Origin of the sequence: Dyella marensis, assembly GCF_049532885.1 — a bacterium.
In the GTDB taxonomy this organism is placed as follows: Bacteria; Pseudomonadota; Gammaproteobacteria; order Xanthomonadales; family Rhodanobacteraceae; genus Dyella_D; species Dyella_D marensis.
In genome coordinates, this window is sequence record NZ_CP064029.1 from 679,665 (window position 1) to 694,732 (window position 15,068).

At 68.8% G+C, this 15,068-nt stretch carries 14 protein-coding genes and 1 tRNA gene; 6 read left to right on the forward strand and 9 right to left on the reverse strand.

Going from position 1 to position 15,068, the window contains the following annotated elements:
- Positions 1–101: 101 nt before the first annotated feature.
- The 4 genes from ISN75_RS03000 to ISN75_RS03015 form a co-directional block, all read right to left on the reverse strand.
- Positions 102–1,517, reverse strand: a complete 1,416-nt coding sequence (locus ISN75_RS03000; protein ID WP_208399576.1) for a short-chain fatty acid transporter — start codon at positions 1,515–1,517, stop codon at positions 102–104.
- Between the two features lie 65 nt (positions 1,518–1,582).
- Positions 1,583–2,503: a drug/metabolite exporter YedA gene (gene yedA, locus ISN75_RS03005; protein ID WP_167252542.1), complete on the reverse strand. Its 921-nt coding sequence runs from the start codon at positions 2,501–2,503 to the stop codon at positions 1,583–1,585.
- 148 nt (positions 2,504–2,651) lie between these two features.
- On the reverse strand, positions 2,652–3,509 hold the full coding sequence (locus tag ISN75_RS03010) for a methylated-DNA--[protein]-cysteine S-methyltransferase (RefSeq protein WP_343819432.1): 858 nt from the start codon (positions 3,507–3,509) through the stop codon (positions 2,652–2,654).
- 78 nt (positions 3,510–3,587) lie between these two features.
- Complete coding sequence (locus ISN75_RS03015) at positions 3,588–3,869, reverse strand: hypothetical protein (RefSeq protein WP_167252540.1); 282 nt, start codon at positions 3,867–3,869, stop codon at positions 3,588–3,590.
- A 78-nt stretch (positions 3,870–3,947) separates the two neighbouring features.
- Between ISN75_RS03015 and ISN75_RS03020 the strand changes: the two genes are divergently transcribed.
- The gene (locus tag ISN75_RS03020; RefSeq protein ID WP_167252539.1) at positions 3,948–4,289 is read left to right on the forward strand and encodes a Rieske (2Fe-2S) protein; all 342 of its coding nucleotides are present in this window, start codon (positions 3,948–3,950) and stop codon (positions 4,287–4,289) included.
- A 1-nt stretch (position 4,290) separates the two neighbouring features.
- Here ISN75_RS03020 and ISN75_RS03025 read toward each other — a convergent pair whose 3' ends face one another.
- The 5 genes from ISN75_RS03025 to ISN75_RS03045 form a co-directional block, all read right to left on the reverse strand.
- Complete coding sequence (locus tag ISN75_RS03025; RefSeq protein ID WP_167252752.1) at positions 4,291–6,108, reverse strand: SLC13 family permease; 1,818 nt, start codon at positions 6,106–6,108, stop codon at positions 4,291–4,293.
- A 194-nt stretch (positions 6,109–6,302) separates the two neighbouring features.
- Positions 6,303–7,004: a tRNA (guanosine(46)-N7)-methyltransferase TrmB gene (gene trmB / locus ISN75_RS03030; RefSeq protein WP_343819431.1), complete on the reverse strand. Its 702-nt coding sequence runs from the start codon at positions 7,002–7,004 to the stop codon at positions 6,303–6,305.
- A gap of 2 nt (positions 7,005–7,006) precedes the next feature.
- A complete protein-coding gene (locus ISN75_RS03035) occupies positions 7,007–7,807 on the reverse strand; it encodes a thiazole synthase (protein WP_167252537.1) in 801 nt (266 codons plus the stop codon).
- Between the two features lie 31 nt (positions 7,808–7,838).
- Positions 7,839–8,039, reverse strand: coding sequence for a sulfur carrier protein ThiS (thiS, locus tag ISN75_RS03040; protein ID WP_026633771.1), 201 nt, complete (start codon positions 8,037–8,039; stop codon positions 7,839–7,841).
- A gap of 72 nt (positions 8,040–8,111) precedes the next feature.
- On the reverse strand, positions 8,112–10,535 hold the full coding sequence (locus tag ISN75_RS03045) for a DUF6600 domain-containing protein (RefSeq protein ID WP_343819430.1): 2,424 nt from the start codon (positions 10,533–10,535) through the stop codon (positions 8,112–8,114).
- 240 nt (positions 10,536–10,775) lie between these two features.
- Between ISN75_RS03045 and ISN75_RS03050 the strand changes: the two genes are divergently transcribed.
- The 5 genes from ISN75_RS03050 (at position 10,776) to ISN75_RS03070 (ending at position 14,502) form a co-directional block, all read left to right on the forward strand.
- Positions 10,776–10,849, forward strand: a tRNA-Gly gene (locus ISN75_RS03050).
- 49 nt (positions 10,850–10,898) lie between these two features.
- Positions 10,899–11,351 carry an ATP-dependent zinc protease gene (locus tag ISN75_RS03055; RefSeq protein ID WP_167252535.1) on the forward strand — a complete coding sequence of 151 codons (453 nt, stop codon included), beginning with the start codon at positions 10,899–10,901 and terminating at the stop codon, positions 11,349–11,351.
- The gene (rimK, locus tag ISN75_RS03060; RefSeq protein WP_167252534.1) at positions 11,348–12,238 is read left to right on the forward strand and encodes a 30S ribosomal protein S6--L-glutamate ligase; all 891 of its coding nucleotides are present in this window, start codon (positions 11,348–11,350) and stop codon (positions 12,236–12,238) included. Before ISN75_RS03055 ends, rimK begins: the two co-directional genes overlap by 4 nt.
- 310 nt (positions 12,239–12,548) lie before the next feature.
- On the forward strand, positions 12,549–13,235 hold the full coding sequence (locus tag ISN75_RS03065; protein WP_026633768.1) for a response regulator transcription factor: 687 nt from the start codon (positions 12,549–12,551) through the stop codon (positions 13,233–13,235).
- Positions 13,219–14,502, forward strand: coding sequence for a HAMP domain-containing sensor histidine kinase (locus ISN75_RS03070; RefSeq protein ID WP_343819429.1), 1,284 nt, complete (start codon positions 13,219–13,221; stop codon positions 14,500–14,502). Before ISN75_RS03065 ends, ISN75_RS03070 begins: the two co-directional genes overlap by 17 nt.
- The last annotated feature ends 566 nt before the right edge of the window (positions 14,503–15,068 follow it).

The following is a 15,068-nucleotide window of genomic DNA, read 5'->3' on the forward strand; positions in this document are numbered from 1 at the left end:
GTGCAGGTTGGAGTGAGCCGTAGGCGAACTCCAACGCGGCGCCCGGGTACATCGGGACATCCGTTGGGGTTCGCTGCGCTCACCCCAACCTGCGCTGTGCGTTATGGCATCACTGGGGGCACATAAGTCAGGGTCATGCCCAGCAGCCACAGCAGGCCCAGCACCAGCGGCACGTGCACCACCAGCTGGATAAAGGTGAAGCCCACGATGTCGCGCGCCTTCAGGCCCAGCACGCCCAGCAGCGGCAGCATCCAGAACGGATTGATCAGGTTGGGCAGCGCCTCGGCCGCGTTGTAGACCTGCACCGCCCAGCCCAGGTGCACGTGCAGGTCGTTCGCCGCCTGCATCACGTATGGCGCCTCCACCAGCCACTTGCCGCCGCCGGACGGCACGAAGAAGCCGAGGATGGCGGAGTACGCGCCCATCACCAGGGTGAAGCTGTCGGTGGAAGCGACGTGCACGAACAGGCCGGACAGGCGATGCGCCAGCGTGTCGCCGCCCAGCCCCGGCGCATGCGTGAGCAGCGCGGCGATGCCGCCGTACAGCGGGAACTGGATCAGCACGCCGGCCGTGCTGGGCACCGCACGCGCCACCGCGTTGAGAAAACTGCGCGGACGCCAGTGCAGCAGCAGGCCGACGGTGAGGAACAGGAAGTTGTAGGTATTGAGATTGGCGATGGCGGTGACCGCCGGCTTGCTGGCGAACTCATAGCCGAGCCAGCCCAGCCCGAGCAGGCCGATCAGCAGCGACAGCAGCGGGCTGTATTCCAGCCATTCGCCGGGCCGCGTGCGCGGCGGCAGCGGCGGCGTGGCGGCGGCTTCGCCCACGCCGAAATCTTCCGCGGTGCGCGCGCTCGCTTCCGACGGCGCGGTGAACCAGCAGATCAGCAGCGACACCGCGATCAGCACGGCGGTGAGCACGATCGATTGCCACAGGAAAATGGTCTGGCTGAAAGGCAGCACGCCGGTGATGTTGAGCAGCCCCGGCGGCATGCTCTTGGGATTGGCCTGAAGTTGCGCGGCGGACGAGGAAAGCCCCATCGCCCACACCGCGCCCAGGCCCAGGTAGGCCGCGGCGCCGGCCGCGCGATAGTCCATGCGCAGCTCGCCGCGCCGCGCCAGCGCACGCACCAGCAGACCGCCGAACACCAGCGAGAAACCCCAGGACAGCAGCGAAGCCAGCATGCTGACCAGGCCCACGTAGCACACCGCGCCGCGGCCGCTGCGCGGCACGCGCGCCAGTAATTCGATAAAGCGCGCGACCACCGGCGCGGTGGCGACCACATAGCCGCCGATCACCACGAAGGCCATCTGCATGGTGAAGGGAATCAGGCTCCAGAAACCGTCGCCGAAGGCATTGACGGTGACCGTGGGCGTGGCGCCGAAGGCCAGCGCGGCGCCGGCCACCAGGATCACGCCCAGCGCGGCGAACACCCATGCATCGGGAAACCAGCGTTCGGCCCAGGCGGAACTGCGCAGGGCCGCGCGGGCCAGGGCACCTTCGTTCGCATTCGGCATGACCGCCCTCCCCAAATGCGGGGAGGGTGGCGCAAGCCGCGCACAGCGGCAATACGATCTTGGTCTCAGCCCTTCGCGCGCTGCTTGAACAGCGTGATGATCGCCACGCCGAGCAGGATCACCGCCATGCCGGCGATGTCGTACGGGCCCACGTGCTCGCCGGCGATCAGCACGCCGAACAGCACCGCCACCGGCGGGTTCACGTAGGCATAGCTGGTGGCCACGGCGGGGCGCGCGTTCTTGAGCACGTAGAGGTAGGCGCTGAAGGCGATCAGCGAACCGAACACCACCAGGTAGCCGACCGCCAGCGTCGCGTGCAGGGTGGGATGCGCGGGCAGGCGTTCGCCCGTGCCGAAGCCCACCAGCAGCAGGGCCACACTGGCCACCAGCATCTGCGCGGCGGTGTTCATCGGGCCGGCGGGCATGTCCTGGCGCTTGCTCCAGATCGAGCCGAAGGCCCAGCTCGCCGCCGCCACGATCAGCGCGATCGCGCCGATGCGCGACGCCGACAGGCTGCTGCCCAGGTTGAGCACCACCACGCCGGCGAAGCCGATCACCAGGCCGACGGTTTCGCGCCCGGTCGGCCACTGCCCGTACAGCCCGGAGAACAGCGCCGCGAACAGCGGCAGGCTGGCCACCGCCACCGCGGCGATACCGGAACTGACGCTCTGCTCGGCGAAGCACACCAGGCCGTTGCCGAAGCCCAGCAGCAGCACGCCGGTGATGCCGGCATTGCGCCACTGCCGCGCGGTGGGCATGGCCACGCCGCGCAGGCGCAGCAGGCCGAACATCAGCACGCCGGCGCACAGGAAGCGGATACCGGCGAGCAGGAACGGCGGATAGCTTTCCAGCGCCAGGCGGATGCCCAGATAGGTGGAACCCCAGATGATGTACAGCGCGAACAGCGCGAGCGGAATCATCACGCGCGTGTCGGCGAACGGGCCTTGCGCCGCGCGGGCGGCGTTGGAAACGGACTGGTCGGTCATGGCGGGGATGGCGCGGGAGGGAAGGGGCGCGGCGACTAGTCTAGCGACCCAGCAAGATAATGCGTGGCCCGGACGGCGAGTAGCGAGCGGTTTGCAAGGCTACCTTGAGGGAGCATCAAGGCGCAGCCGGAATTACCCGGTTTTAGGCTCAGGCCGAAACCCGCCGCCGTTCCCGCGCCAGCAGCTCGCGCTTGCGTTCGACACCCCAGCGCCAGCCGCCGATCGAACCGTCCTCGCGCACCACGCGGTGGCAGGGCACGATCAGGGCCACCCGGTTGTTGCCGCAGGCCTGGCCTACCGCGCGCGCCGCCTTCGGCAGGCCGATGTCCGCGGCGATCTCGCCATAGCTGCGCGTGCTGCCGGCGGGGATGCGGGTGAGGGCGTCCCACACGCGCCACTGGAACGCGGTGGCGGCGATATCCAGCGGCGGCAGTTCCGGCGCGGTGGCGTCGGTCCAGCCCAGTTCGGAAGCGATGCGCGCGATCACCGCGTCCAGCCATTCCTCGCGGCCGGCGTCGACGCGTTCCAGTTCGGCCTGGGGGAATTCCTCGCGCAGGCGGCGCTGCAGGTCGGCGTCGCCGTCGCCCAGGGTCACCGAGCAGATGCCGCGCGCGGTGGTCGCCACCAGCAGGCGGCCCAGCGGGGTGTCGGTGGTGGTGTAGCGGATGCTGGCGCCGAGGCCGCCGGCGCGGTAGCTGGCCGGGGTCATGCCGAGCAGGCGGTTGCTGTGCTCGTAGACGCGGCTGCCGGAGCCGAAGCCGGCGTCGTAGACCGCGTCGGTCACCGCCGCGCCATCGCGCAGCGAGGCCTTGAACTGGCCGAAGCGGCGGGCGCGGTGGTATTCGGCCGGACTCATGCCATAGCGGCGGCGGAACGCGCGCTGCAGATAAGTGGGGCTCAAGCCCGCGGCTTCGGCCAGGGTGTCCAGGCTGGGCGCCTGCTCGGCTTCCTCGATCAGCGCACGCGCGCGTTCGAGCGCGGCTTCGGTGCCCTGGCGGTGGTTCATGGGAGCGGTGCGGATGTCCATGCCATCAGGCTAGCCATCCGGCATGGGCGGGACTATCCGCTTCTTGCGCGAACGCGCTCAGCGCGCGGCGTGGTGGTGCGACTGGTGCAGCACCACGAACTCGCCTTCCAGCACTTCCGGCTGGTGCGTGCCGGCGGCGCGCGGCGCCGCGGCGGAGGCATTACTCTTGCGGGTCCAGTGGCGCAGGGCCAGCCACAGGCCGCCACCGACCAGCAGCACGCCGGCCACGACCAGACCGAACACCAGCAGCACGCCCACCAGCGCCACGCCGACCAGCAGCGACAGGGCACGGACCAGCGGGTGGCGGGAACGACGCGGAGACGGCAGCGTGAAGCGCATGTGTTAAAAATCCGTGTGGTAAAATCAATGACTTACGTGCGTAACGATGGGGCTTTCACGCCCGAGAGACAAGTGCCGATGGATACAGCCACCCCCGCCCAGCCACTCTGCCGCCTTGACGAAATTATCGACGGCGAGGCGATCGCCGTCGACGCCGCGCTGCCCGAGGGGGAGGAAAGCCTGATCGTGGTGCGCCACGGCGGCGCCGCACAGGCCTATCTCAATATCTGCCCGCATGCGGGGCGCCGGCTGGACTGGGCGCCGGGCAAGTTCCTGATCCGCGACGGCGTGCTGGTCTGCGCCGCGCACGGCGCCAGCTTCAATACCGCCGACGGCCTGTGCATCGGCGGCCCCTGCCGCGGCGAGCACCTGCACGCGGTGGCGGTGGAGGTGGTGGACGGCGAAGTGCGCCTCGGCTGACTCAGCGGAACATCAGGTTGATCGCCACCAGGGTGATCACCAGCACCATCGCGGTCAGCGGCAGGCCCACGCGCAGGAAATCCTTGCCGCGGTAGCCGCCGGGGCCGGCCACCATCATCAGGGCGGGGTGGCCGGAGGTGAGCAGGAAGGTGTTGGACGAGGACACCGCCACGATCAGCGCATACGCCGACGGGTTGCCGCCGGTGGCCACCGCCACGCTGATGGCGATCGGCACCATCATCACCGTGGCGCCGACGTTGGACATCACCTGCGAGAACAGCAGGGTGAGGATCGCCAGGCACAGTTGCAGCACGTAAGGCGAGGCATTGCCCAGGTGCTGCAGCACCTCCTGCGCCAGCCACGCGGCGGTGCCGGTGGCGTCCATCGACCAGCCCAGCGGAATCAGGCAGGCGGTGACGAAGATGGTCTTCCAGTTGATCGCCTTGTAGGCCTCGTCCATGTTCAGCACGCCGGTGAGCAGCATGCCGATGGCGCCGGTCATCATCGCCACCGACAGATCCAGGTGGGTGAACAGGGCCAGGCACTTGGCCAGCACGAAGAAGCCCACCGCCTGCCAGATCTTGCCGGGGCGCTGTTCCTCCTTCGGGATGTCGGTGACGACGACCAGGTCCTTGTCCTCCGACGCCAGCCCCAGGTCGCGCCAGCTGCTGTGCAGCACCAGGGTGTCGCCGGCGCGCAGGCTTACCGCGCGCACGTCGTCGCGGAACACCTGGTCGCCGCGGTTCACCGCCAGCACCGAGATGCCGTAGCGCTTGCGCAGGCGCAGCTCGGCGACACTCTGCTTGATGAAACGCGAGCTGGGCGGGATCACCGCCTCCGAAATGCCGGCGCGGCTGGAATTGAACAGCTCGCCCAGCTGGCGCATGCGCGGCGACAGCTTGCACAGCTGGTTGTTGGCGAACTGGCTGAGCTGCTCGCGCGGACCCAGCACGCCCAGCACCGAGCCCACCCAGATCACGTGGTCCACCGGCGGCGCCATGCGCGCCTCGGTGCCGCTCTTGATCGCCAGGATCAGCGGCGCGCCGTACAGCTGTTCCACCTCGCCGATGCTCATGCCGACCAGCGGGCTTTCCGCGGTGACGGTGAGCTCGGCCGTCTCGCCCACGATGCCGTAGGTCTCGGCGAAGTAGCTCTCGGTGCGGCCCGGCGTCACCTTCAGGCGCTCGTCCTCGCGCTCCGGCAGCAGCTTGGGCGTGAACAGGTAGAAGAACAGCACGCCGCACAGCGCCAGCACCAGGCCGACCGGGGTCACGCTGAACAGGCCGAACTTCGGAATGGTGTGCGCGCCCGGCGGCAGGTTGGCGTTCGCGCTCGCGATCAGGTCGTTGAGCACGATCAGCGGCGAGTTGGCGATCAGCGTGGTGTTGGTGGCGGTGAGGATGCAGAACGCCATCGGCAGCAGCAGGCGCGAAAGCGGCACGCCGGTGCGCGCGGCCAGGCGGCTGGTGACCGGGATCATCAGCGCGGCCAGCGCCTGGCTGGGGATCACCGCGCTGAACAGGCTGGTGACCAGGTTGATCACCACGCCCAGGCGCGATTCCACGCCGCGCGCCATGCGCATCACGAAGTTGGCGGTCAGGCCGAGCACGCCGGCGCGGTCGAGCCCCGCGCCCATGATCATGATCGCGATGATGGCGATCACCGCGTTGCCGGCGAAGCCGTTGAACACGCGGTCGGAGGGAATCAGGCCGGTCAGGCCGATCACCACCACCACCAGCAGCGCCACCACGTCGGCGCGGATCCACTCCAGCACCAGCATCAGCATGGTGAAGCCCACCAGCCCGAGCACCAGGATCATTTCGGGGGTGAGCGAGAGTCCCACTAGCTGGCTTCCTGTCGGACCAGAGGGCGAAGGTGGATGGCGTTGGGCGGTGCTTGCGTCACGCTGCGAAGACTCGTCCCTGTTTTTGTCAGCTTGCTCTGGCCGGCGAGTATAGGCGGTGCCACTGCTTCACTGGTGAATCGGAGCCGTCCCTGGGGACACGCCGCACCTCAGGCGCGGCGATAGAGCAGATCCCACACGCCGTGGCCCAGCTTCAGGCCGCGCCGCTCGAAGTGGGTCTCGATGCGCCATGCGGGTTTCTCCGCGTACTGGCCGGGGCCGGCGTCGTTGCGCCAGTCGGGCGCCGCTTCCATCACTTCGAGCATGTGCTCGGCGTAGGGCTGCCAATCGGTGGCCAGGTGCAGCAGGCCGCCGGGCGCCATGCGCGAGGCCAGCAGCGCGACAAACTCCGGCTGCACGATGCGGCGCTTGTTGTGGCGCTTCTTGTGCCAGGGATCGGGGAACCAGATGCGCGCCTCGGCCAGGGTGCCGGGGGCGATCTCGTGTTCGAGCACTTCCACCGCATCGTGCTTGTACAGGCGCACATTGGCGGCATCGCGCACGGCCAGCGCATTCATCAGCCGGCCCACGCCCGGGCCGTGCACCTCGATGCCCAGATAGTCGCGCGCCTGATCGTGCTCGCTGGCCCAGGCCAGCGCCTCGCCGTTGCCGAAGCCGATCTCCATCACCAGCGGCGCCTGGCGGCCGAAGCGCGCGGGGTAGTCCTGCACGGTGGCGCTGTAGTCGATGCCGAAGCGCGCCCAGTGTTCGTCGAAGGCGCGCTGCTGCGCCGGCGTCATGCGGCCCTCGCGCAGCACGAAGCTGCGGATGCGCCGCAGGTACGGCGCGCTGTCTTCGCTGTGCTCGCCCATGCTCAGCCGATGGTGCCGTCGATCGGACTGGACGCCGAGGCGTAGCGCTTGCGCGGGATGCGGCCGGCGCGGAAGGCGGCGCGGCCGGCCTCGATCGCCAGCTTCATCGCGTGCGCCATCAGCACCGGGTCCCTGGCGCCCGCGATGGCGGTGTTCATCAGCACGCCGTCGCAGCCCAGTTCCATCGCGATGGCGGCATCCGAGGCGGTGCCCACGCCGGCGTCGACGATGATCGGCACCTTGGCGCTCTCGATGATTTCCAGCAGGTTGTAGCGGTTCTGGATGCCCAGCCCCGAGCCGATCGGCGCAGCCAGCGGCATCACCGCCACGCAGCCGATCTGTTCCAGGCGCCTGGCCAGGATCGGGTCGTCGCTGGTGTAGACCATGACGTCGAAGCCGTCGGCGACCAGGGTCTCGGCGGCTTTCAGGGTTTCCACCACGTCGGGGAACAGGGTGCGCTCGTCGCCGAGCACTTCCAGCTTCACCAGCTTGTGGCCGTCCAGCAGTTCGCGCGCGAGGCGGCAGGTGCGCACGGCGTCGACGGCGTTGTAGCAGCCGGCGGTATTGGGCAGCAGGGTGAATTCGCTGGGCGGCAGTGCGTCGAGCAGGTTGGGCTGGCTGGCGTCCTGGCCGATGTTCACGCGGCGGATCGCCAGGGTGACGATGTCGGCGCCGGCGGCCTGGGTGGCGCGGCGCGTTTCGTCGAAATCCTTGTACTTGCCGGTGCCGGTGAGCAGGCGCGAGCCGTAGCTCTTGCCGGCGATGACGAGCGGGTCGGCGACGTCGTGGGTCTTGGTGTTCATGGGGTCTCGGACACGGGGGAGGGGCGGGGCATCAGCCGCCGCCGATGGCGTGCACGATCTCGACCTGGTCGCCCTCGGCGAGGACCCAGCGGATGTGCATGCTGCGGGGGACGATTTCGCGATTCACTTCCACCGCCACGCGGCGGTCGCCGTAGCCGGCTTCCTGCAGCAGCTGGGCGACGGTGATGGCGTTGGCGCAGTCGCGTGGGCTGCCATTGAGCATGATCTGCATCGCGGCATTGTAGCCGCTGCCGGCGTGATGCCCAAAGAAAGAGCCCGGCGTGTGCCGGGCTCTTGGGGCGCTTCAGTTCTGGTGCTCTTCCTTGCCGCGCGGCGGCGGACGGTGTTCGCCGCCGTGGTTCTGGTTCTGGGGCGGCTGCGGCCGGGCCTGTTCGCGCGGCTGCGGTTGCGGCGGCGGGTTCGGCCGCTCGTAGGCAGGCCGCGCTTCGCGCAGGCTGGGCTGCGGCATCGGCTCGGCCCGCTGCGGCGGGGCGCGTTCGATGCGCGGCTCCGGCTGCGGTTCATTGCGCTCCTGGCGGAACGAGGGCTGCGGCTGCGCCTGGCGGAAGTCGCGCGGGGCGGCGTTCTGCGGCATGGGCTGCGGGCGGTCCAGCTGGCGCTCCGGCTGCGGACGGTCGTCCTGGCGGTTGGGCTGCGGCTCGTAGCGCGGCTGGCGCGCTTCGGGCGCGGCGCCCGGCTCGTCGCGGCGGTTGAAGCGCTGCACGTCGGGCAGGGTGCGCGGCTGCGGGGTGGCCTGCGGCTGCGGCTGTATCTGCGCCTGGCGGGCACGGTCCTGCTCGGGGTTGGTGACGAAGCTCACGCCAGGACGCGGGTTGTTGCCGCGGCCGTTGTCGTTGCCGATCGGCTGCCCGCCATCGCGGCGGTTCTGCCAGGCGGCGCGGTCGGCGGCGTCGGGGTGGGCGAAGCGGGCCGAGGGCAGTTCGTTCGGGCGCATGTCCGGGCGTGCGTTCGGCGCGTTCGCGGCGTTGTCCGGGCGGTTATTGGCTTCGATGCGGCGCGGTGCGTTGTCGACGCTGGCGTTATCGGGGCGGTTGCCGACCGGCGGCAGGCGCGCCGGCACGGTGGCGGCGGTGTCGCGGCCTGGCATCGGACGATTCGCACCGTTCGGGCCCACCGGACCGGCGCTGCCCAGCACGCGCACGTTCGACGGCGGCGCCACCGGCATGCCGGGGCGCTGCTGGCCGAGGCGGTTCGGCCGCACGTCGTCGGCCACCGGGCGCGCCATGGGGTTGGCCGGCGGTGCGCGGCGCGCCACCACTTCACGCTGGAAGCCGGCCGCCGGCAGTGGCCGCGCATTGGCCGGGCGCGGCGGCGCGAAGCTGGCGCGGGTCGGCTGGATCGCCACGCCGCGGGCGAGCACCGGCGCGGCGGCGAAGCGGCCCGGATCGGCCTGGACCAGGTTGCGGCGCACGTTCTGCGCGCTGGCGAAAGTGCGGCCCGGCACGGCGCTGAAGGCGTGCGGCACGCCGCGGTTGGCGTAGGCGACGTTGGGCGCCGGGCGTCCGCTGCGGAAATAGTTGTACTGGTTGTTGATGTTATTGATCACCGTGGTGCGGTTGACGTTGCGCACATAGATATTGGTGACGTTGACGTTGGTGTAGTAGTTGCGGCTGGCGCGGTACCACGGGTTGTAGACCTCGCGCGGGCCGAGCGGGAACCAGCCCACCGGCGCGCCGCCGCCGATACCGATCGACACGCTCCAGTTGCCGCCGCCGACGAAGGCGACCAGCGCCGGCGCGTACACCGGACGCACCGCCACCGGCCCCGGCACCCAGCCCCAGCGGTGGCCGACGAAGGCCCAGCGGCCATAATGGAACGGGGCGAAGCCCCAGGGCGCGTCGTCCACCCAGGTCCAGCCCCAGGGGGCGACCCAGGCCCAGTGGCCGTCGCGGTACGGCGCCCAGTCGGCCGCCACCTGCGACGGGTACCAGACGGCGCCGTAGTCGGGATCGGTCTGCCAGTCGCCGTGGTCGTCCAGGTCCTGATAGCCGACCACTTCGTCGGAGACATAGCGGCGGCTCGGCGAATTCGCATAGCGCTGGTCGCGCTGGTAGCACCAGTCGTCGAAGGCGTCGCCGCGGTCGCCGATGTCCTCCAGCGACACCTGGTTCAGCGCCGCATCGCCAATGACGTAGCGCGTGCCGGCATTGACCATGCGCTGCGCATTGTTCTCGCCGTACAGCGTGGCCTGGCCGCGGAACACGGTAACGTCGGTGGTGTGGCCGTCGCGGTCGATGTCGACGCGGAAGGTGCCCGGCTGGGTGATCACCAGCGCGGCGGTGGGCGTGTCGATCTCGTAGCTCTCGCCTTCGCCGAGGTTGCGCACGGCGAGGTTGAGCGTGCCCTGGGTCAGTTCCACCTGGGCGACCTGGTCGTTCAGATCGAGCAGGCCGAAATCGGTGTTCTGCGCCATGCGCAGGCTGCCGCCGCCGAGTTCGAGCTCCGCGCGGCCGTCGGCGCCGGTGGACAGGCGGTCGCCGCTGGTGAGCGGGCGGTTGAGGCTGGCATCGCTCCAGTCCTGCGTGCCGGAGGGGAGCATGCCGAGGTCGCCGGATTCATAGGAGAGCCGGGCGACGCGCGACGGCGGATCGCCGGCGTCGCTGTCGGGTGGCTGCGACTGGGCCTGGACCAGGCCGGCCGCGCACCATAACAGCGCCGCCGCGGCGAGCGGCCAGGCGCGTGCCATGAAGGAAGAGGGAAGACGCATGACGTTCTCCAGAGCGTTGCGCGTTGATGACGTCCGTAAGAACGCATGGGATGGCCGGACGCCGACGGCCCGATTATGTGCATGCCGCGCTGCGCGCCGTGCGCAAGGAATTCGTTCAGTCCCGCGCGCGATTCAGCCGGCCGCCATCTGCGGTTCACCGCGCGTTCGGACGCGTCCGCGGGGCAGCCGCCGCCGGGTTGTTCCCAAGCGCACGGCTCCCGGTTACCATCCGCCGTCGTTGCGGGTGTAGCTCAATGGTAGAGCTGTAGCTTCCCAAGCTACTGACGAGGGTTCGATTCCCTTCACCCGCTCCATTCCCGCCCTCGCCCCACCGAGCCCCTCTCCCGAATCAGTGCGCTGAAGATGGCGGATGTGATCACACTCGGCTGGCGGGAGCGCCTGGCATTGCCGGACCTCGGCATTCACTCGCTCAAGGTCAAGCTCGACACCGGCGCGCGCAGCAGCGCGCTGCACGTGGAAGAACTGGAAACCTTCGAACGCGACGGCGCCACCTGGCTGCGCTTCGTCGTGCGCACCGGCCGCGGCCATCGCGTGGGGCGGCTGTGCGAGGCGCCGGCGCACGACCGGCGCGTGGTCATCGACACCGGCGGCAGGCGCACCGAACGCTGGTTCATCCGCACCGGCCTGGTACTGGCCGGGCGCAGCTTCAGCGTCGACGTCAATCTGACCGATCGGCGGCATATGCTGTTTCCCATGTTGCTGGGACGCACGGCGCTGCACGGGCGCTTCGCGGTGGACCCGGCCCTCTCCTACACCCAACCGCGCCATCCCCTCGCGGCCACGGATGTCCCATGAAGATCGCCATCCTCTCGCGCAATTCCCGCCTGTATTCCACCCAGCGCCTGGTCGAGGTGGCGCGCGAGCGCGGCCACGTGGTGCGCGTGCTCGACCCGCTGCGCTGCTACGTGCGCATCGCGCCCGGCGACGTGGCGATCCGCTACAAGGGCAAGCCGCTGAAGGACATCGATGCGGTGATCCCGCGCATCGGCACCACCAGCACCTTCTACGGCACCGCGGTGCTGCGCCAGCTGGAGATGATGGGCGTGTACACGCCCAACCCGTCCGACGCCGTGCTGCGCGCGCGCGACAAGCTGCGCGCGCTGCAGATCCTGGCCTCGCAGGGCCTGGACATGCCGGTGACGGTGTTCGGCGACAACCCCGACGACACCGCCGACGTGCTGGCCATGCTGGGCGACCCGCCGCACGTCATCAAGCTCAACGAAGGCAGCCAGGGCACCGGCGTGGTGCTGGCGGAAAAGCGCAGCGCCTCGCAGAGCGTGATCGAGGCCTTCCGCGGCCTGTACGCGAACTTCCTGGTGCAGGAGTTCATCGGCGAGGCCAACGGCAGCGACCTGCGCTGCTTCGTGGTCGGCAACAAGGTGGTGGCGGCGATGCAGCGCGACGCCAGCCCCGGCGACTTCCGCGCCAACCTGCATCGCGGCGGCAGCGCGCAGGCGGCGACACTCAGCGCCGAAGAACGGCAGATCTCGATCCGCGCGGCCAAGGCGCTGGGCTTGGGCATTGCCGGCGTCGACCTGCTGCGTTCCAGGCGCGGGCCGCTCATTCTCGAAGTGAATGCGTCGCCCGGACTGGAGGGCATCGAAGCGGCGACGGGCGTCGACGTGTCGGCGCACATCATCAAGCACCTCGAGCAGCATCAGCGGAAAGCCGCCGCACGCTGAACGGTTAACGGTGGCCTCAGTACGGGTTAACCACACCGTAACTCCACCGCCCCTATAAAGGTCCCACTGCAATTTGCTTGGCACTTCAACCGCTATGGTCTAGTGACAGCAGATTACGGTATCGGGGCAGTAGCTTGGGCCCGGATGGAGCGGCTTCCCGCCGCGCCTCCGGGCCTTTTCTTTTGGGCCCGATTCACGGCCGCGCAAGAGATTGCAGCCTGCTGCCGGCCTCGCGCCCACCTTCCCCGGCGCAAATTGTTAAGCTTGCCGCCATGGCCGGACCCAAGCCGGCGGCGACACGGAGTGGCGTATGCGCGTACTGGTGATCGAAGACAACAGCGATATCGCGACCAATATCGGCGATTACCTGGAGGATCGCGGCCATGTGGTCGATTTCGCCGGCGACGGCGTGACCGGCCTGCACCTGGCGGTGGTGAACGAATTCGACGTGATCGTGCTGGACCTGACCCTGCCCGGCATGGACGGCCTGGACGTGGCGCGCAAGCTGCGCCACGAGGCGCACAAGCAGACCCCGGTGCTGATGCTCACCGCGCGCGACGCGCTGGAGCAGAAGCTCACCGGCTTCGAGTCCGGCGCCGACGACTACATGACCAAGCCGTTCGCCCTGCAGGAACTGGCCGCCCGCCTGGAAGTACTGGCGCGCCGCGGCAAGGGCCCGCAGAGCCGCGTGCTGAAGGTGGCCGACCTCACCTACAACCTGGACACGCTCACCGTCACCCGCGACAGCAAGTCGATCCAGCTCAACCCGATCGGCCTGAAGCTGCTGCAGGCGCTGATGGAAGCCAGCCCTTCGGTGGTCACCCGCCAGGATCTGGAACAGCGCGTATGGGGCGAGGAACTGCCCGACAGCGACAGCCTGCGCGTGCATATCCACGGCCTGCGCGCGGCGATCGACAAACCATTTGACAAGCCGCTGATCCACACGCGGCACGGTATCGGATATCGCATGGTCGACCCGGATGCGGTCCAGACGTAAGCTTCGTTTTCGCCTGGTCCTGAGCTTCGCGCTGTTCGGGTTCGGCCTCAGCGCCCTGTTTGCCTTCGCAGCGCTCAACATCCGCGAGCGCGTCGAGAACCAGCTCATCACCTCGGCCTTGCAGGACGAGGTGGACCGCCTCAACGAACAAGTCCTGGCCCACCCGGACCGGGCGCCTGCGTTCGAAATCATCAAGGCGGCATCCTGGAGCGACCGCACCATCTATAAGGCGCCGCTGTCCTGGCAGGCCCTGGATACCGGCGTGCACGACCTGTTCGAGACCGGTCCGGACGGCAAGCCGCATCATTACAAGCTGGCCGTGCGCCGCAAGGACGGCGTGATCAGCTTCGTGCAGTACGACGTCTCGCGCGACGAACTGGGCAAGCGCCAGCTGCTCACCGCGGTGCTCGCCGCGGTGTTCCTGTTCGGCCTGATCTCGCTGGCGCTGGGGCTGTGGCTGTCGCGCAAGGTGCTCAAGCCGGTGAGCGAACTGGCCCAGCGCCTGCGCGAGTTCCGCAAGAACGGCAAGGCCGAGCCGCTGGCGCCCCATTTCGCCGACGACGAAGTGGGCGAGCTGGCGCTGGCGCTGGACGAATACGCCAACCGCCTGACCTCGATGGTGGAGCGCGACCGCGAATTCAATTCCGACGTGAGCCACGAGCTGCGCACGCCGCTGGCGGTGATCGCCAGCACCACGGAACTGCTGCAGGGTTCGCCCGACCTTACCGACAAGCTGCGCGAGCGCCTGAAGCGCATCGAGCGCGCCTCGCGCCAGGCCACCGAACTGATCGAAGCGCTGCTGCTGCTGTCGCGGGCGGAACGCCGCGGCCCCACGCGTGGCGAGACCACCGAGGTGGCCAAGGTCGCCTCCGACGTGATCGAAAGCCAGCGCCCGCAGATGCGCGACAAGCCGCTCAACTTGGAGCTGGTGGTGAACGGCGGCCTGAGCATCAATGCGCCGGCCTCGGTGCTGTCGGTCGCGCTCACCAACCTGATCGGCAACGCCATCAAGTACACGCTGGAAGGCCAGGTCACGGTGAAGGTCGAGAAGGACCGCATCGAAGTGATCGACACCGGCCCCGGCATCAAGCCGGAAGACGCCGAGCGCCTGTTCCAGCGCGGCGTGCGCGGCGAAGGCGCCGGCGGCAGCGGCGCGGGGCTGGGCCTGGCGATCGTGCGGCGGTTGTGCGAGCTGTATGGCTGGGACGTGTCGATGCGTCCGCGGCCGGATACCAACGGGGCGATCGCCTGCATCGTGTTTCAGTGACGCGGCACATCGGCATGATTATCAGGTCATGCCGATGCGTGATTTCACATTAGTGAATTGACGGCCATTTCATGACCGGCCGGATAATGCGGACAGATAATCCGCGCATTGACGCGATTTTCATGCGGCGCAATAGTCCGCATTAATTCCGCGCGTCGTTGACAAATCCTTCGCCATTAATTTCTCATTTTCCTGGCAAACTCTTGCTGCGCCGCACAATCTGTGATGCGAAGCACATTTCCCCCGATGGACAAGCTCCCGTTCAGGCATGGACACTCGAAGCCGGGAACAGGGTAGGGGAAAAGTCTTAGCGTATTTTCCAATACGTCATGCGGAATCCCCCATTCCGTCACCCGCGTCACCCAGCAGATCCGTCACAGCTTGTCCCGGCCGTTGCGATGCCGGTGCTGGTAGCCGTCTGCGTCATAAAAATCGATGGTACGCGACATTTTGAAACATGGCCGTATTGGCCGTGGCGGACCGTTTCGGTCGCGATTATCCGATATTTCAAATGCATTACCTGGGCGATTAACGCCGGCTGACGCGTGCCTGCTTTTCGTGCCGCA

Coding starts and splice junctions, on each gene's coding strand:
- ISN75_RS03000 (WP_208399576.1), bottom strand. CDS start 1,517: ATGCCGAATGCGAACGAAGGTGCCCTGGCCCGCGCGGCCCTGCGCAGT.
- yedA (WP_167252542.1), bottom strand. CDS start 2,503: ATGACCGACCAGTCCGTTTCCAACGCCGCCCGCGCGGCGCAAGGCCCG.
- ISN75_RS03010 (WP_343819432.1), bottom strand. CDS start 3,509: ATGAACCACCGCCAGGGCACCGAAGCCGCGCTCGAACGCGCGCGTGCG.
- ISN75_RS03015 (WP_167252540.1), bottom strand. CDS start 3,869: ATGCGCTTCACGCTGCCGTCTCCGCGTCGTTCCCGCCACCCGCTGGTC.
- ISN75_RS03020 (WP_167252539.1), top strand. CDS start 3,948: ATGGATACAGCCACCCCCGCCCAGCCACTCTGCCGCCTTGACGAAATT.
- ISN75_RS03025 (WP_167252752.1), bottom strand. CDS start 6,108: ATGATCCTGGTGCTCGGGCTGGTGGGCTTCACCATGCTGATGCTGGTG.
- trmB (WP_343819431.1), bottom strand. CDS start 7,004: ATGGGCGAGCACAGCGAAGACAGCGCGCCGTACCTGCGGCGCATCCGC.
- ISN75_RS03035 (WP_167252537.1), bottom strand. CDS start 7,807: ATGAACACCAAGACCCACGACGTCGCCGACCCGCTCGTCATCGCCGGC.
- thiS (WP_026633771.1), bottom strand. CDS start 8,039: ATGCAGATCATGCTCAATGGCAGCCCACGCGACTGCGCCAACGCCATC.
- ISN75_RS03045 (WP_343819430.1), bottom strand. CDS start 10,535: ATGCGTCTTCCCTCTTCCTTCATGGCACGCGCCTGGCCGCTCGCCGCG.
- ISN75_RS03055 (WP_167252535.1), top strand. CDS start 10,899: ATGGCGGATGTGATCACACTCGGCTGGCGGGAGCGCCTGGCATTGCCG.
- rimK (WP_167252534.1), top strand. CDS start 11,348: ATGAAGATCGCCATCCTCTCGCGCAATTCCCGCCTGTATTCCACCCAG.
- ISN75_RS03065 (WP_026633768.1), top strand. CDS start 12,549: ATGCGCGTACTGGTGATCGAAGACAACAGCGATATCGCGACCAATATC.
- ISN75_RS03070 (WP_343819429.1), top strand. CDS start 13,219: ATGCGGTCCAGACGTAAGCTTCGTTTTCGCCTGGTCCTGAGCTTCGCG.